The 15,970-nt window shown below is 72.5% G+C and carries 16 protein-coding genes; 9 read left to right on the top strand and 7 right to left on the bottom strand.

All coding sequences use genetic code 11. The features are described 5' to 3' along the window. The 3 genes from MUE36_09185 to MUE36_09175 form a co-directional block, all read right to left on the bottom strand. A partial coding sequence (locus MUE36_09185; GenBank protein MCU0311105.1) for a 13E12 repeat family protein occupies nt 1-1,611 on the bottom strand: 1,611 nt, incomplete at its 3' end. A 143-nt stretch (nt 1,612-1,754) separates the two neighbouring features. Continuing rightward, a complete protein-coding gene (locus MUE36_09180) occupies nt 1,755-2,711 on the bottom strand; it encodes a hypothetical protein (protein ID MCU0311104.1) in 957 nt (318 codons plus the stop codon). 58 nt (nt 2,712-2,769) lie between these two features. Beyond that, on the bottom strand, nt 2,770-3,750 hold the full coding sequence (locus MUE36_09175; protein MCU0311103.1) for a TIGR03621 family F420-dependent LLM class oxidoreductase: 981 nt from the start codon (nt 3,748-3,750) through the stop codon (nt 2,770-2,772). A gap of 35 nt (nt 3,751-3,785) precedes the next feature. Here MUE36_09175 and MUE36_09170 point away from each other — a divergent pair, with 35 nt between their 5' ends. From MUE36_09170 to MUE36_09160, 3 genes are all read left to right on the top strand, one after another. Continuing rightward, on the top strand, nt 3,786-4,580 hold the full coding sequence (locus tag MUE36_09170) for a dienelactone hydrolase family protein (GenBank protein MCU0311102.1): 795 nt from the start codon (nt 3,786-3,788) through the stop codon (nt 4,578-4,580). Nucleotides 4,581-4,590: 10 nt separating this feature from the next. Next, entirely contained in the window at nt 4,591-5,001 is a 411-nt protein-coding gene (locus MUE36_09165) for a hypothetical protein (GenBank protein MCU0311101.1), read from the top strand. 73 nt (nt 5,002-5,074) lie between these two features. Next, on the top strand, nt 5,075-8,425 hold the full coding sequence (locus tag MUE36_09160) for a UvrD-helicase domain-containing protein (GenBank protein ID MCU0311100.1): 3,351 nt from the start codon (nt 5,075-5,077) through the stop codon (nt 8,423-8,425). 39 nt (nt 8,426-8,464) lie between these two features. On the opposite strand, the gene MUE36_09155 is transcribed toward MUE36_09160, so the two are convergent. Further along, nucleotides 8,465-8,968 carry a hypothetical protein gene (locus tag MUE36_09155; GenBank protein MCU0311099.1) on the bottom strand — a complete coding sequence of 168 codons (504 nt, stop codon included), beginning with the start codon at nt 8,966-8,968 and terminating at the stop codon, nt 8,465-8,467. A 100-nt stretch (nt 8,969-9,068) separates the two neighbouring features. On the opposite strand from MUE36_09155, the gene sucC reads away from it, so the two are divergent. The 3 genes from sucC to MUE36_09140 are packed head-to-tail and all read left to right on the top strand — an operon-like array spanning nt 9,069 to nt 11,083. Then, nucleotides 9,069-10,211: an ADP-forming succinate--CoA ligase subunit beta gene (sucC, locus tag MUE36_09150; GenBank protein ID MCU0311098.1), complete on the top strand. Its 1,143-nt coding sequence runs from the start codon at nt 9,069-9,071 to the stop codon at nt 10,209-10,211. A 9-nt stretch (nt 10,212-10,220) separates the two neighbouring features. Beyond that, the gene (locus MUE36_09145; GenBank protein MCU0311097.1) at nt 10,221-10,652 is read left to right on the top strand and encodes a hypothetical protein; all 432 of its coding nucleotides are present in this window, start codon (nt 10,221-10,223) and stop codon (nt 10,650-10,652) included. Beyond that, complete coding sequence (locus MUE36_09140) at nt 10,544-11,083, top strand: hypothetical protein (protein ID MCU0311096.1); 540 nt, start codon at nt 10,544-10,546, stop codon at nt 11,081-11,083. The genes MUE36_09145 and MUE36_09140 overlap by 109 nt, the downstream gene beginning before the upstream one ends. Nucleotides 11,084-11,103: 20 nt before the next feature. Here the strand turns inward: MUE36_09140 and MUE36_09135 are convergent, their stop codons facing one another. Continuing rightward, complete coding sequence (locus tag MUE36_09135) at nt 11,104-11,505, bottom strand: hypothetical protein (GenBank protein ID MCU0311095.1); 402 nt, start codon at nt 11,503-11,505, stop codon at nt 11,104-11,106. A 125-nt stretch (nt 11,506-11,630) separates the two neighbouring features. Here MUE36_09135 and purN point away from each other — a divergent pair, with 125 nt between their 5' ends. From purN to MUE36_09120, 3 genes are read left to right on the top strand one after another with little or no spacing between them, the layout of a single operon-like run. After that, entirely contained in the window at nt 11,631-12,194 is a 564-nt protein-coding gene (purN, locus tag MUE36_09130) for a phosphoribosylglycinamide formyltransferase (GenBank protein ID MCU0311094.1), read from the top strand. Beyond that, entirely contained in the window at nt 12,191-13,717 is a 1,527-nt protein-coding gene (gene purH / locus MUE36_09125; protein ID MCU0311093.1) for a bifunctional phosphoribosylaminoimidazolecarboxamide formyltransferase/IMP cyclohydrolase, read from the top strand. The genes purN and purH overlap by 4 nt, the downstream gene beginning before the upstream one ends. Nucleotides 13,718-13,756: 39 nt before the next feature. Next, nucleotides 13,757-14,161 (top strand): VOC family protein, encoded by a 405-nt coding sequence (locus MUE36_09120; GenBank protein MCU0311092.1) that lies wholly within the window; start codon nt 13,757-13,759, stop codon nt 14,159-14,161. An 8-nt stretch (nt 14,162-14,169) separates the two neighbouring features. Here the strand turns inward: MUE36_09120 and MUE36_09115 are convergent, their stop codons facing one another. Together MUE36_09115 and dusB are read right to left on the bottom strand one after the other, a co-directional pair. Next, nucleotides 14,170-14,817: a Maf family protein gene (locus tag MUE36_09115; protein MCU0311091.1), complete on the bottom strand. Its 648-nt coding sequence runs from the start codon at nt 14,815-14,817 to the stop codon at nt 14,170-14,172. After that, nucleotides 14,810-15,967 (bottom strand): tRNA dihydrouridine synthase DusB, encoded by a 1,158-nt coding sequence (dusB, locus tag MUE36_09110; protein MCU0311090.1) that lies wholly within the window; start codon nt 15,965-15,967, stop codon nt 14,810-14,812. The genes MUE36_09115 and dusB overlap by 8 nt, the downstream gene beginning before the upstream one ends. Between the last annotated feature and the right edge of the window lie 3 nt (nt 15,968-15,970).

The following is a 15,970-nucleotide window of genomic DNA, read 5'->3' as shown; positions in this document are numbered from 1 at the left end:
TTCGGGTGGGGGCCGGGCGCGCCCAGCGAGCGCGGCCGTGTGGGCGGGCGCGGGTCGGGAGATGTCGGGCGCCGCGACTCGTGGCGTCGATCGGGCCCCACCCGGTGCGACCACGCGGCCGACCGGAATTCGCCGAGTGGATCGGATCCGCAGCGTGACACGCGGTGTGGCCGACACCGCGCAGGCGGCGCACGGCCCGGGTTCCTGGGGCGGGACGGGTCGGCGTCGCGGTGGCGCAGCACCTGTGTCGCTCGGTCCACTGATGATGCGATCACTCCCGGATGGGGGGAGGAGGCGACGTCTCCCGCGGCCGGGTTCGAGGCGGTGGCCGTGGCGGGTCTTGAGGCGGTGGTGGTGGGCGCAGAGGTGGTCGAGCTCGTCGAGCGTGGTGTGGCGGGTGCGGGCCCAGTCCTGTTCGTGGTCGATCTCGAGCCGGGCACTGGCGTTGCACCCCACCACGCAGCACTCGGGGGCGAGCCACTCGAGCGCGGTTCGTTGGAGCGCAGTGGCCTGACGCCCCAGGTGCACGACCGATCGGATGTCGACCCCGTCGGTCACGACGGCGGCGAGGAAGGCGTCCTCCCCGATCCACCGTTGCACGGCGGCAACGGGCACCGGACCGACACCTGTGACCTCGCAGACCTCGCCGCCCACTGGGTACCCCCGCAGAAGTGCGTCTCGGTCGACCCGCACGATGATCTTGGCCGCTCGTCCCGACCGCCCGATCCGTCCGTCTCCCCGGCTGCTGCGCGCCCCGCCGCCGTCGTCGACAGTTCCGCGGCCAGCACCCCCGTCGTGAGCACCTCCTCGTCGAGCACCGTTGTCCCGCTCGCTACTCCGAACCCTCTGGGGAGCGGAAGCCGGCAGTGGGCCGGGCCGAACGTCGGCCCCAGCACTGTCGGCCACTGCCATGGCATCGCGGGCCAGGGCGACGAGGGCGTCGGCGTCGTAGGCCTCGGCCGGTTCGCGGCGGCCGGCGGTACGGGCGTCACGGAAGATCCGTTCGCGCAAGGGCGCCAGCGCAGCGAGCAGCATGGCCTGGTCTTCTGGCGGAAGCGACCAGGCCCCGCGGCCGGCGCCCTCGTCGTCGGTCCAGGCGCGCAGGTAGCGACGCTCCCGCACCCGGGCGAACCGCTCCTCCGCTCCCGGCGCTGCGGCGCGGAGCCGCCGCCCCCGTCGCTTCAGCTCGCCCAACGACTCGCGTGGGGCGAGCTTCAACAGGTCCGCCTCCGCCTCAGGCACCAGTGACGCGGTTCGAGCCACCTCGCAGGCCTGATCGGTGGAGATCTCCCCGGCCAGCAACGCCTCTCGTGTGGCGGGGAGCTGCTCGAGGTGACCGGCCATCTCCAGGAGCCCTCCGGCCCGGGTGGGTGACGTGCCCATCCGGCGCCCGGCCCAGGTCGAACCCGAGTGGTCGCCGTGGCGGCGCACGACCGAGGTCGCTGCGGCCCGCCGGGCGCACAGCGCCTCACCCGCTTCGGCCATCCGCTTGATCCGGGTGAACGACCCCATGAGCGCAGTCGCGTCGGTGGCCGAGAGCACGGCAGGATCGAACTCCGCCATCGTCTGCCCGAAGGTGATCTCGACCTCGCCCACCGACGCAGGAGCCATGCGAACAAGCGTACGGAGAGGGTGGGACAGCCGATGCCGACGGCGCCTGCGTGCACGTCGGACGATCCCGCCGGTGCGCCGAGGTCGGGACCGACCGAGGTCGTCAGCGCGGGACGCGCGGAGGCCGGGACCGACCGAGGTCGTCAGCGCGGGACGCGCGGAGGCCGGCGGCCGTAGGTGCCCGACAGGGTCGCCACCCACCCGTCGTCGTGGTGGGCGTCGTCGGGCTCGGCGGCGTCGACGCCCCGGCGACGCAGATCGGCGAGGAAGGTCTCGACGACGGTGTCGAGGTCGAGCTCGTCGTCGGGCTCCTCGGGGGAGTGGATCTCGCCCTTCCAGGACACGGTGATCCGCACCCGCCCGTCGCTCGCCGAGGCCACGACGTCGCCGCCGGTGCGTATCTCCCATCCGCCGTCGACGCGGTGCAGCAGCGACTCGCGGGTGAGGCCTTCGAGCAGGCTGTCGTCCCGGGTGCCCACCGGCGCGACGCCGTGGTAGGTGCGTTCGTTGTCGGCCAGCACGGCGACGTTGTCGAACGGCGGCTCGATCGACTCGGGGGTGGCCTCGGGTCCGCGAGGCCAGTAGTGGAACGCCCCACCGGGGCCGGCGAAGGACCACCACACCGCAGTGGCGAGGCGGATGCGGAAGTGGTCGAAGAGCCCCGAGTCCGTCATCTGGTGCAGCAGCCAGACCGGGTGGTCGGCGCGGGTGAACCCGCGGAAGGCGGGGACGTCGAGGTGGGGGACGAAGGGCACCGGTCCCGGGAGCATGACGTTGACGTACACGGTGGCCGGGCGGACCTCGACGTCGCCACCGAAGACGGTCCGGGCGCCTTCGACGAACCGGCGGTTGTCGAGGATGGCCTCGGCCCCGGGCACGAGGGGGCGGCCGCCGAGGGCGACGTCGCGACGGAACCACGGGGGGACGAACATGGTGGCACCGGCGTCCCCGCCGGTGGCCTTGACCTCGTTCTCCGACCCGGCATAGCGGGCGAGGGGCCACCACTCGTCGACGGCACGGATCGAGGCCAGCACCTCGTCGGGCCGGTCGAACGCCGGGTGCAGGCGCACCGCGCTCGGGCGGGCGGTCGTCGTGGTCATGGCTCCCCCTCCTCTCCGGTCGAGGGTAGCCATCGTCGGTGACGCGCCCGGCGGCGGCTCAGGTGCCCCGGAGGCGGGCGACCACGGGGGCCATGGCCTCCATGGCGTCGACGCCCACGCCGACGTAGGAGATCCCGAAGCGCTCGCGGCGTTCCTGGAGCTGTTCGATCACCTGCGCCTCCGTCCCGGCCAGCGCGTGGGGGGAGTCCAGCGCGTCGGCCGGCGAGATCCCCAGCGCCGGACCGAGGGCCTCGGCCAGCGCGTCGCGGTCGTCGGTGACGGCGGCCACGTGAACCCGTACCTGGAGCTCGAGGTCGTCGTAGCGCGACCCGGCCGCCTCGTGGATCCAGCGCAGCTTCTCGAACGTCGCCGACGCGGTGGCGTTGGGCCCGGCGTCGGCGTCGATCACGCCCTTGGCCAGCGCGATGTTGAGCCCCACGATGTCGGCCTCGCGGGCGGCGAGGCCGAGCATGCGCCGGCCGCCGCCGCCGAGCAGCAGCGGCGGGCCCGGCCGCTGGAGCGGCTTCGGCTGCCCGTCGAGGCCCTCGATCGTGTAGTGGTCCCCGACGAACGAGACCGGCCCATCCGCCCAGAGACCCCGCAGCACGGCCACGGCCTCCGCCAGCCGCTCGATGCGCACGCCGGGCGGGTCGAGCCGGATCCCGGCACCCACGTAGTCCGACGTCATCCACCCGGCCCCGAGGCCCATCTCGAACCGGCCGCCCGACAGCACGTCGATGGTGGCCGCCTCCTTGGCCATGACCACCGGGTGGCGGTAGTCGTTGCACCACACCAGGCCGCCGATGCGCAGGGTGGTGGTGGCCTCGGCGGCGGCCGTCACCGCCGGGGTGATGGCGAACTGGGCGTCGAGGTGGTCGGCCACGGTGAGCGTGTCGAAGCCGAGGTCCTCTACTCGGCGGGCCAGCTCGCGCCAGGCGTCGCCGTCGGCGGCGGTGCCGGTGAACCCGCCCGGCGGGGCGCTGGCCTGCACCCCGAACCGGAACGGCTTGGTCCGGGGCAGGGGGACGGTGTCGCTCATGGGCGGCACCGTACCGGGGGGCCTACGGTGGGCCGATGCCCGACGACCTCGTCGACTTCACCGTCACGGCGTTCACCCACGCCGGCACGACGCGCACCGTGTACCGCAGCGGGGAGGGCCCGGCCGTGATCGTGATGGCCGAGATCCCCGGCATCACCCCGGCGGTGGCGGACTTCGCCCGGCGGGTGCGCGACCTCGGTTGCACCGTCGTGCTGCCCGTGCTCTTCGGCGAGCCGGGCGCCGACGCCGGCCCCCTGGCCATCGTCCGGACCATCGCGCCGGCGTGCGTGTCGAAGGAGTTCGCGGCGTTCGCCACGAGGCGCCGTGCGCCGGTCACCGACTGGCTGCGGGCCCTGGCCCGCGACGCCCACGAGACCTGCGGCGGGCCGGGGGTCGGGGCGGTGGGCATGTGCTTCACGGGCGGGTTCGCGTTGGCGATGATGGCCGACGGCGACGTCATCGCCCCGGTCCTCTCCCAGCCCTCCCTGCCGATCGGGTTCACGAAGGCCGCCAAGGCGTCGGTCCAGCTCTCCGACGACGACCTCGAACAGGTGAAGGCGCGGGTGGCCGACGGCGTGTGCGTGCTGGGGTTGCGCTTCACCGGCGACGTCGCCGTCCCCGCAGAGCGCTTCGAACGGCTGCGTCGCGAGCTCGGCGACGGGTTCGTCGGGGTCGAGATCGACTCGTCGAAGGGCAACCCCTGGGGGATCTCGGGGCGGGCCCACTCGGTGCTCACCGAGGAGCTCGTCGACGAGCCCGGCCACCCCACCCGCGAGGCCCTCGACCAGGTGCTCGAGCTGTTCCGCAGCCGGCTGCTCGTCGCCGGGTAGGTTCGCCGCCATGGTTCGCGTCCGCCGTCTCGCCCTCGCCGCCGGCGCGGTGCTGGCGCTGGCCGTCGCGGGGTGCGGCGACGACGGCGACGAGACCACGACCACGGAGACCACGGCCGTCGCCACGCCGTCGGTGACCACCGCTGCGCCTTCGACGACCGCCGCACCGCCCACGACGGCCGCACCCACGACCGCCGCACCCACGACCGCGGCGCCCACCACCGCCGCGCCGGTGATCCCCACCACCGTGCCCGGCAGCGACTGCGTCGAGGGGTCGAACCGGGACTGCGTCGACCCCGACGGCGACGGACGGTTCACCTATCTGATCGGTGGCGGGGACTGCATTGCCGCCGCCCCCGATCCGTCGATCTGCCTCGACCTCGACGGGGACGGGTACGCCGGCTACCCCGACGCCGGCTGACGCCCTCGGGGCCCGTCCTCGGCCCCCACTCGGCCCTCCGGGAGCGTCGTCGACCGCCGGTAGGGTGCCGAGCATGGGCGACGACGACCTCCTCGAGGGCCTCAACCCGGTCCAGTACGAGGCGGTCACCCACACCGAGGGCCCGCTGCTCATCGTCGCCGGAGCGGGGTCGGGCAAGACCCGGGTGCTGACCCACCGCATCGCCCATCTCATCCGCGACCTCGGCGTGTCGCCCTTCGAGATCCTGGCCATCACCTTCACCAACAAGGCCGCCGACGAGATGAAGCACCGGGTGGCGGCCCTGGTCGGCCCGGTCGCCGAGAAGATGTGGGTGTCCACGTTCCACTCGGCGTGCGTGCGCATCCTGCGGCGCGACGGTCACCTCCTCGGGTTCCCGTCGTCGTTCACCATCTACGACCAGGCCGACGCCGTGCGCCTGTGCACCTACGTGCTGCGCGACCTGAACCTCGACGCCAAGCGCTTCCCGCCCCGCTCGGTGCAGGGCGTCATCTCGGCGGCCAAGAACGACGGCGTCGGGCCCGCCGCCTACGCCGAGCGGGCCGCCAACATCTTCGAGCGCAAGATCGCCGACGTGTACGTCGAGTACCAGGCCCGTCTGCTCAAGGCCGGGGCCATGGACTTCGACGACCTGTTGGTCAACGCCGTCGAGCTCCTGCGCCGCCACCCCGAGGTGCTCGAGCACTACCGCCGCCGGTTCCGCCACGTGCTCGTCGACGAGTACCAGGACACCAACCGTGTCCAGAACGACCTCGTGCTCCTGCTCACCCAGGAGAGCGGAGCGATCTGCGTGGTGGGGGATGCCGACCAGTGCCTTCCGGCCGGGACGCTCGTCTCGACGCCCGGGGGTCCCGTACTCATCGAGGACGTAGCGGTCGGTGACGTCGTGCTCGGCACCGACGGCGGGAATGACCCGGCTCCGGGTCGCGTGACCGCGGTGATGCCCGGCCGGTACTCGGGTCCGATGGTCACGGTCCGTGCCGGCGGTCGCGTGCTGCGCGGCACGCCCCATCACATCGTCCCGGCGCGCATGACCCTCAACGATGACCAATGGGTCGTGTATCTGATGCATCGCGCCGACCGTGGGTGGCGGATCGGCCAGACCAAGAGCGTTCGGCACTTCAAGAGCGGGTACTCCGAACTCGGTGTGCGGGTTCGTGCCAACCAGGAACGTGCCGACGCAGTGTGGGTGCTCAAGGTGTGTGACAGCCCAGCCGAGGCGACGTACTGGGAGGCTCGACTTGCAGCTGACTACGGCCTTCCGACCGCCTGTTTTCACGGTGTGGGCCGTAAGACCGCCATGGACGACGAGTGGCTCGAGCGACTCTTCGATTCAGTTGACACCGAAGCGCGAGCCAAGGTCGTCTGCGATGAGTTTCACCTGCATCCAGACTTTCCCCACTTTCGCCCGAGGAACGGTCTGAGGCGCTCGACTCTGAATCTGACAATGTTCTCGGACCCCCGGGGTTCACGTCCGGGTCATCGTGTGCAGTGGTCGTCGAACCAGTCGGTGATTGCTCGGCGGTTGGAGGCGCGAGGAGTTCGAGTCAAGCCGGGGCGACGTCCTGACACGTATCTCTTTGAGGCGTTTCGCTCTGACTTTCGGGAGGCTCTGGAGATCGCTCGGCGGATCGCCGATGTCGGAGGTCTCGGGATACGTCGGCGGATGGTGGTGATGGGGCAGGTCTACGACTTCACCCCTCTGAGTCACTTGCGACCCGGGATGAAGGTACTGGTGGAAGGGCCTGCAGCGTGGGAGGAGGCGGTCGTCGATGAGCTCGTGTTCGATCGCTACGAGGGCCCGGTCTTTGACCTCGAAGTTGAGCGGACCTTCACTTATTCGGCGAATGGAGTCTTGAACAAGAACTCGATCTACAAGTTCCGAGGCGCCGACATGCGCAACATCGTCGACTTCGAGGACGCCTTCCCCGAGGTCACGGTGTTGCTGCTCGAGCAGAACTACCGGTCGAGCCAGACCATCCTCGACGCCGCCAACGCCGTCATCGCCAACAACATGGGGCGCAAGCCCAAGGAGCTCTGGACCGAGGCCGGTCACGGCGAGGCCATCGTGCGCTACCACGCCGACGACGAGGGCGACGAGGCCCAGTGGGTGGCCCATCAGCTGATGCACCTCCACGACGGAGGGCGCAACCGGTGGGGCGACTGCGCGGTCTTCTACCGCACCAACGCGCAGAGCCGGGTCGTGGAGGAGTACCTGATGCGCGTCGGCATCCCCTACAAGGTGGTGGGGGGCACCCGGTTCTACGACCGGCGCGAGGTCAAGGACGCCCTGGCCTACCTGAAGGCGGCCGCCAACCCGGCCGACGAGGTGAGCGTGAAGCGGGTGCTCAACGTGCCCAAGCGGGGGATCGGCGAGTCCACCGTCGGCCGGCTCGACGTCCACGCCCGCAGCCACGGGCTCACGTTCCTCGACGCGCTCCGGGAGGCCCCGGCGGCCGGGGTCACCGGTCGGGCCGTCAAGGGGATCGAGGCGTTCCTCGCCCTCCACGACGAGCTCGTGGGCCTGATCGCCGAAGGTCCGGCGACGGTGCTCGAGGCGGCGCTCGACCGGTCCGGCTACGTGGCGGAGCTGGAGGCCGAGCACTCCATCGAGGCCGAGGGTCGCATCGAGAACCTCGCCGAGCTGGTCGGATCGGCCCGCGAGTTCGCCTCGGTCGACGAGTTCCTCGAGCAGGTCAGCCTGGTGGCCGACACCGACGAGCTCACCGACGACGAGTCGTCGGTGGTGCTCATGACCCTCCACGCCGCCAAGGGCCTCGAGTTCCCGGCGGTGTTCCTCGTGGGCCTCGAGGACGGCATCTTCCCCCACCTGCGCTCGATCGGTGAGCCCGACGAGCTCGAGGAGGAGCGCCGGCTCGCCTACGTGGGCATCACGAGGGCCCGCGAGCGGCTCTACCTGTCCCATGCGTGGGCCCGCAACATCTACGGCGGCACGCAGTACAACCCGCCCAGCCGCTTCCTCGACGAGATCCCCGAGGCGCTGGTCGAGTCGGTCCAGGGCAACCGTCGGGCGTCGCGTCGCCCCACGGGCGGCGCCGGGTGGGGCGGCGCCGGGTCGCGCCGCGGCGTCCGGCCGTCCGGCCGGGATGACGACGACTGGAGCGGTTCGGTCATCGGTGGCGGCCAACGCCACCGCGACCGGGTGGTGGAGGCGGCGCTGAAGCCGGCCCCGCCCACGCCGAGCGGTGCCGACCAGCTGGGCCTCGTGGTCGGCGACGACGTCGAGCACCCCAAGTTCGGCGACGGCGTGATCACCGCCGTCGAGGGCACGGGCGACAAGACGGTCGCCCACGTCCACTTCGCCGGGGGCGTCGGCACCAAGCAGCTGCTGTTGGCCTGGGCCCCGCTCACCAAGCGGGGGGCCGCGGCGCCGGGCTCGGACTGACGGCCACCGGCGGATCGGGTCCCGCCGGCGGGCGGGCGGTCACTCCGAGGTGGTGTCGGGGGACTCGTCGTCGGGGTTGAGGTCGACGATCACCACGCCGTCGTCGGTGACGGTCACGGGGTAGGACAAGAGGCCCTCGCCCGTCGCCGGCACGACCGTGTCGTCGCACGGGTCGCGGAACTCGCCGGCGTCGCGTTGCCACTCGAGCGAGCAGTCCCGGCTCTGGCCGGGCCGGCGGGCGTCGAAGGCCGACCAGTCCTCGGTCTCGGAGGTGCCGGTGTGCTGCAGGAAGATGTCGCGCTGCCCGCTCGACACGTCCGAGAAGAGCAACGGCCCGTCGGCGGCGATGGCCCGTGACAGGCGGGCCGCGGAGCCGGCTTCGAAGGTGTCGTCGCCGAGCTGGACCTCGATGGTGTCGGACTCGGTGAGCGAGGGGATGGCGAACACGAACAGCCCGAGGACGAGGGCGATCCCGAGCACGATCCCGGCCACGGCGAGCACCATGGCCCTCGGGCTGCGCTTGGGGGTCTGCTGCACCGGCATGGGTCCAGTATCCCCGCCGACCACCCCCGTCCCCACATCACGTCGCGGCGCGAGGGGGCGTTTGGGTCGGTCGGGACCAACCTGGCTACGTTGTCGCCTCGTGGATCTCCTCGAATACCAAGGCAAGCAGTTCTTCGCCCGCTTCGGCATCCCCGTCTCCGACGGGCGGGCCGTCGACTCCGTCGAGCAGGCCGTGAGGGCCGCCGACGAGGTCGGCTACCCGGTGATGGTCAAGGCCCAGGTGCACGCCGGCGGTCGCGGCAAGGCCGGAGGCGTGAAGTTCGCTCCCGACGCCGACGCCGTCCGCGAGCACGCCGGCAACATCCTCGGCCTCGACATCAAGGGCCACATCACGCGGATCGTGTGGATCGAGCACGCCTCGGACATCGCCGAGGAGTACTACGCCAGCTTCACCCTCGACCGCTCGGCCAAGAAGCACCTCGGCATGCTGTCCGCCGAGGGCGGCGTCGAGATCGAGCAGGTGGCGGTCGACAACCCCGATGCCATCGCCAAGATCTGGATCGATCCGGTCGACGGCCTCACCGAGGACGCCGCCCGGGAGTGGGTGCTCGCCGCGAAGCTCAACCCCGACGTCACCGACGGCGCCGTCGAGATGCTGCGCAAGCTCTACACCGCCTACACCGAGGGTGACGCCGACCTCGCCGAGATCAACCCGCTCATCGTGAAGACCGACGGTGCCGTGCACGCCCTCGACGCCAAGGTCACCCTCGACGACAACGCCGAGTTCCGCCACGAGTGGGGCGACTTCGCCCTCACCCAGGTGCGCGACGCCCGCGAGGAGGCCGCCCACGAGAAGGGCCTCCAGTACGTGGGCCTCGACGGCTACGTCGGCATCATCGCCAACGGCGCCGGGCTCGCCATGAGCACCCTCGACGTCGTCAACCAGGTCGGGGGTGAGCCGGCGAACTTCCTCGACATCGGGGGTGGCGCCAACGCGGACGTGATGGCCGGCGCCCTCCAGGTCATCAACGACGACCCCAAGGTGAAGAGCATCTTCATCAACATCTTCGGCGGCATCACCCGGGGCGAAGAGGTGGCGAAGGGCATCATCGAGGCCCTCGAGCGCGTCGACATCGCCGCTCCCATCGTGATCCGCCTCGACGGCACCAACGCCGAGGAGGGCCGGGCGCTGCTCGAGCCCCACCTGTCCGACAAGCTGCAGAGCCGGCCCACCATGCTCGAGGCGGCCCGTACGGCCGTCGAGCTGGCCGGGAAGAACTGAGGACCTGCCATGAGCATCTTCGTCGACGAGACCACCAAGGTCGTCTACCAGGGCCTCACCGGCTCCCAGGGCCGCTTCTACGGCCTGCGCAACCGCGACTACGGCACGAACGTGGTCGCCGGCACCAACCCCAAGAAGGCCGGCGAGGACGTCGACGGCATCCCGATCTTCGCGTCGGTGGCCGACGCCGTGGCCGAGACCGGGGCCAACGCCAGCTGCATCTTCATCCCCGCCCCGGGCGTCCGCAGCGCGGTGATGGAGGCCGCCGAGGGCGGCGTGGAGTTCATCGTCTGCATTGGTTCTACAACAAGCTCAAGCGCGACTTCCCGAACGTGCGCCTCCTGGGCCCCAACTGCCCCGGCATCATCAGCCCCGGCAAGTGCAACATCGGCATCACCGCCGGTGAGATCGCCAAGCCCGGCGGTCCCGTCGGCATCGTGAGCCGCTCCGGCACTCTCACCTACCAGGCCCTCTACGAGCTCAAGCTGCAGGACATCGGGGTCACCACCTGTGTCGGCATCGGCGGCGACCCGGTGCCCGGCACGTCGTTCATCGACTGCCTCGAGGCGTTCGAGGCCGACCCCGAGACCAAGGCCGTGATGATGATCGGCGAGATCGGTGGGTCCGCGGAAGAAGAGGCTGCGGAGTTCATCAAGGACAAGATGACCAAGCCGGTCGTCTCCTACGTCGCCGGCGTCACCGCCCCGGCCGGCAAGAAGATGGGTCACGCCGGCGCCATCGTCTCCGGTGGCAAGGGCACCGCCGCCGCGAAGATGGAGGCGCTCGAGGCGGCCGGGGTGCGGGTCGGCAAGAACCCCACCGAGGCCGGCGAGCTGATGGTCGAGGTCGTCCGCGAGCACGGCTGGGCCTGACCCGGCCCGGGCGGCCTCGTTCAGGGACGTTCGAGCGCTGCGCCGGACGCCGACCGGCGCCGCTGACGCCACGCCACCGCGGTGGCGAAGGCTGCGGCGGCCACGGCGGTGGCCAGCGCCCCCAGCAGCACCCGCAGCGGCCAGAGCAGACCCCCGCCGGCCCCCAGCACCGCCCACACCATTGCGCCGGCGAAGAACGCGCCACCGGCGCGGCGGGGGCTGATCCGGGTGCCGCCCCCCACGGCGGCCCCGACGGCGAGGGCGACGAGGGGCAACAGGACGAGGCTGAACGCCCCCAGCCGCAGTGCCCAGGCGGCGAAGGGGACGCCGATCCCGCAGGCCAGACCGATCAGCGCGCACTGCCCGACACCCCGGGTCCGCACTGGCGACGTCGTCGGTGTCGTGGCCGGGAGGCGCTCCATGGATCCAGTCTGCCCGGGCCGGGCGTCACCCCGCACGCGCCCTGCGCCCGGGTCCGTCGCCGGCATCTCTCGGTCCGCTCCACCCGTCGAGCGGCTGGCAGGGTGACTGGTAGGTTCGCCCGCCTATGCGACTGGCTGTGCTGGCATCGGGGAGCGGGACGATCCTCGATGCCATCCTGTCCGCCGGGATCGCCGTGGCGGTGGCCGTCGTCGACCGACCGTGCGGCGCGCAGGACGTGGCCTCGAGCCATGGCGTCAGCTGCGAGATCGTCGAGCGCACGAGCTACGGCCGTGACTTCGACCGCGACGGCTACACCGCCGAGCTCGTCGGGGTGCTGCGGGGCTGGGACGTCGACCTGGTGGCCATGGCCGGCTTCGGCACCATTCTCGGCCGGGGGATGTTCGAGGCGTTCCCCGAGCGGATCGTGAACACCCACCCGGCCCTGCTACCGGCCTTCCCCGGCTGGCACGCCGTCGACGACGCCCTCGCCTTCGGGGTCAAGGTCACCGGCTGCACCGTCCACGTCGCCACCGAGGAGGTCGACGCCGGCCCGATCCTCGCCCAGGAGGCCGTCCCCGTCCTCCCCGACGACACGGTCGAGACGCTCCACGAGCGCATCAAGGGCGTCGAGCGGCGCCTGTACGTCCAGACGATCTCCGAGATCCTCGAGAGGGGGAGTGTCCGGTGAGGGCCCTTCTGTCCGTGTACGACAAGTCCGGTGTGGTCGACCTGGCCCGGGGGTTGCACGACCTCGGGTGGGACCTCGTGTCGAGCGGCGGCACCGCCCGGGCGATCGCCGAGGCGGGCGTGCCCGTCACCGACGTCGCCGAGCTCACCGGTGTGCCGGCCATCCTCGGCCACCGGGTGGTGACCCTGCACCCCAAGGTGCACGGCGGCATCCTGGCCGACCCGACCGACGCCAGCCATCGCGCCGACATGGCCGAGTACGGCATCGAGCCCATCGACCTCGTCGTGGCCAACCTCTACCCGTTCTCGGCCGAGCCCTCCATCGAGCTGATCGACATCGGCGGCCCGGCCATGGTGCGCGCCGCGGCCAAGAACCACGCCTTCGTGGGGATCGTCACCGACCCCGACCGCTACGGCGAGGTGCTCGGCGAGCTCCGTGACGCGGGCACGCTGTCCGCCGAGACCCGGGTGGCCCTGGCCCGTGACGCGTTCGCCCACACCGCGGCCTACGACGCCGAGATCGTGGCGTGGTTCGACGCCGGCCGCCCGGGGCCCGACGACGCCCCGGGCGACGCGCCGGACGAGCTGCCGTCCACCCTCACCCTCACCCTCGACCGGGCCCAGGTGCTGCGCTACGGGGAGAACCCCCACCAGGTCGGGGCCCGGTACACCACCCGCGGTGAGCAGGGCTGGTGGGCCGGCGCCACCCAGCACGGCGGCAAAGACATGAGCTACCTCAACGTCTACGACACCGAGGCGGCGTGGCAGCTCGTCCACGCCCTCGGCGAGGGGCCGGCTGCGGTGGTCATCAAGCACGCCAACCCCTGCGGCGTCGCCGTGGCCGACGACATCGCGACGGCCTACACCCGGGCCCACGAGTGCGACCCGGTGTCGGCCTTCGGGGGCATCGTCGCCGTGAACCGTGCGGTCACCCTCGCGATGGCCGAGGCGCTCGCCCCGGTGTTCACCGAGGTGGTCGTGGCCCCGGCCTTCGAGCCCGAGGCCCTGGCCCGACTGCAGGAGAAGAAGAACCTGCGCATCCTCACCGCCGGGTCGCCCGCGGTGCCCGAGCTGTCGCTGCGCCCGGTGGACGGCGGGTACCTGGTGCAGACCGCCGACCACGTCACGGTCGACCGCTCCCGTTGGCAGGTCGTCACCGCCCGCCGGCCCACCGACGCCGAGTGGGCCGACCTCGACCTCGCCTGGCGGGTCGTCGCCAAGGTGACCTCGAACGCCATCGTCCTCGTGAAGGACGGCGCCGCCGTCGGGATCGGCTGCGGCCAGCAGAACCGCCGTGACGCCGGCCGCCTCGCCGGCGAGAAGGCCGCCGGGCGGGCGGTCGGCGGGGTGTACGCGTCCGACGCCTTCTTCCCCTTTCCCGACGGCCTCGACGGCGCCATCGAGGCCGGGGCCACCTGCGTGGTGCAGCCGGGCGGGTCGATCCGCGACGACGAGGTCGTGGCCGCGGCCGACGAGCACGGCCTGGCCATGGTCGTCACCGGTGAGCGCCACTTCCGCCACTGAGGTCATGGTCCCATCGACGACCCGAACGGAGCGCCCCCGATGACCGCCGTCCCCGAGCACCCGGTCACCCCCGTCAGCCCGGTCACCGGGTTCTCGCACGTCCAGCTGCGCGTCGCCGACGTGGCGGCGTCGCAGGCGTGGTACACGACCGTGCTCGGGATGGAGGTGCTCGTCGAGCTGCCCGACACCGTCGCCCTGCGCCAGCGGGCCGCCCGGTTGGTGGTGGTCCTCTCCCCGGCGGGGGCGCTCGATCTCTCGACCTCGCCGCTCGACCACCTTGCGTTCGCCGTGCCCGACGGGCCGTCGCTCGAGGCGTGGGCCGACCACCTCACCGTGTGCGGCATCCGCCACGACGGCGTCGTGCTCGAGCTCGGCAAGCCGTCGTTGCCGCTCCTCGACCCCGACGGCAACGCCGTCGAGCTGGTCGCTCCCGCGCCGCGCTGACGCGGGGCTCAGCCCGGGGGCAGGAACGACAACAGGTCGTGGCCGGACTCGGCGAGCAGCCGGGCGGCGAGGTCGAGCGGGAGGCCCACGACGTTGCTCGGGCTGCCGTGGATCGACGTGACGAACACGCCCCCGGATCCCTGGAGGGCGTAGCCGCCGGCCTTGTCGTAGGGCTCGGGCCCGGACACCCACCAGTCCATCCATGCCGCAGGGAGCTCGGCGATGCTCACCTGGGTCGTGGCCACACCGGTGAGCACGCTCGGGCCCGTCGCGTCCTCGCCCTCGAACCAGGCCACCGCCACGCCGGTGTGCACGTGGTGCGTGCTCCCCGAGAGCCGGTGCAACAGCCCGAGCGCCTCGTCCCGGTCGGCGGGCTTGCCGAGCAGGTCGCCGTCGAGGTCGACGGTCGTGTCGGCGGCGAGCACCACCGCGTCCGGACGGGCGGCGACCAGGGCCTTCTCGGCGGCGAGCCGGGCCACGTACGTCGGGCCGTCCTCGCCGGCGAGGGGTGCTTCGTCGACGTCGGACGGTCGGACGTCGAAGACGACGCCGATCTCCTCGAGCATCTCCCGGCGCCGCGGGGAGCCCGAGGCCAGCACGAGCCGGGTCGGCGCCGCCTCCGGCGGGTGGCTCGCCGGTGTCGAGGGGTCAGCCACCGCTGACCGCCGCGTCGGCGGCGGCGTCGGGGGCCTCGGCACTGGCGCCGTCCAGCCACCCGTCGGGCACGACCACCGGGTGGAGCCCGGCCTGCGTGCCCCGGGGGAGACCGTCGGCCCCAGGGAGCTGGCGCAGCGTGGGGTCGAGGGCCCGCAGGCGGGACTCGAGCTCGTCGAGGCCCATGTCGGCCATGAGCGCCCGTCGCACGTCGCCGCCCACCGGGAAGCCCGTGAGGTACCACCCGAGGTGCTTGCGCATCTGGGGCACGGCGCGCTCGGCGCCGACGGCCTCGGCCAGCAGCCGGGCGTGGCGGCAGGCCACCTCGACGACGCCGCCGAGGTCGGGAGGCGGCGCCGGGGCCTCGCCGGCGAAGACGGCGGCCAACTCGGCGAAGAACCACGGGCGACCCAGGCAGGCGCGACCCACCACGACGCCGTCGCACCCGGTCGAGGCCATCATCGCCGGTGCGTCGGACGCCACCCAGATGTCGCCGTTGCCGAGCACGGGGGCGTCGCCGTCCACCACGTCGACCAGCTCGCCGATCGCCGCCCACCGGGCCCGGCCCGAGTAGCGCTGCTCGGCGGTGCGGGCGTGCAGCGCCACGGCCGCCGCGCCCACGTCGACCGCGGCGCGACCTGCGCCGAGGAACGTCAACCGGCCGTCGTCGAGCCCCGTGCGCATCTTCACCGTGACCGGCACCGGACCGGCTGCCTCCACGGCGGCGGCGACCACGGCGGCGAACAGGCGCGGACGGGCCGGCAACGCCGCCCCACCCCCGTGGCGGGTGACCTTCGGCGCCGGGCACCCGAAGTTGAGGTCGACGTGGTCGACGTGGCCGTCGCCCACCAGCCGGCGCACGGCCTCCGCGACGATGCGGGGATCGGTGCCGTACAGCTGGATCGACCGGGGCGACTCGTCCGGGTCGAAGGCCGCCAGCTGCCACGACTTCTCGCCGCCCTCGACGAGGCCCCGGGCGTTGACCATCTCGCTCACGAACAGCCCTCCCCCGAACTCCCGGCACAACCGGCGGAACGCCCGGTTGGTGATGCCCGCCATGGGCGCGAGTACGACCGGCACGTCGAGCGCGATCGGACCGATGGCCAGGGCAGTGCGGAGCCGGGCGGGCGCCGAGGTGACGGAGGGGGGCATGGC

Source organism: Acidimicrobiales bacterium (genome assembly GCA_025455885.1).
In the GTDB taxonomy this organism is placed as follows: domain Bacteria; phylum Actinomycetota; class Acidimicrobiia; order Acidimicrobiales; family Acidimicrobilacustridaceae; genus Rhabdothermincola_A.
The sequence above is the reverse complement of the archived record's forward strand: the minus strand, read 5'-3'. Positions and strand labels throughout refer to the sequence as shown.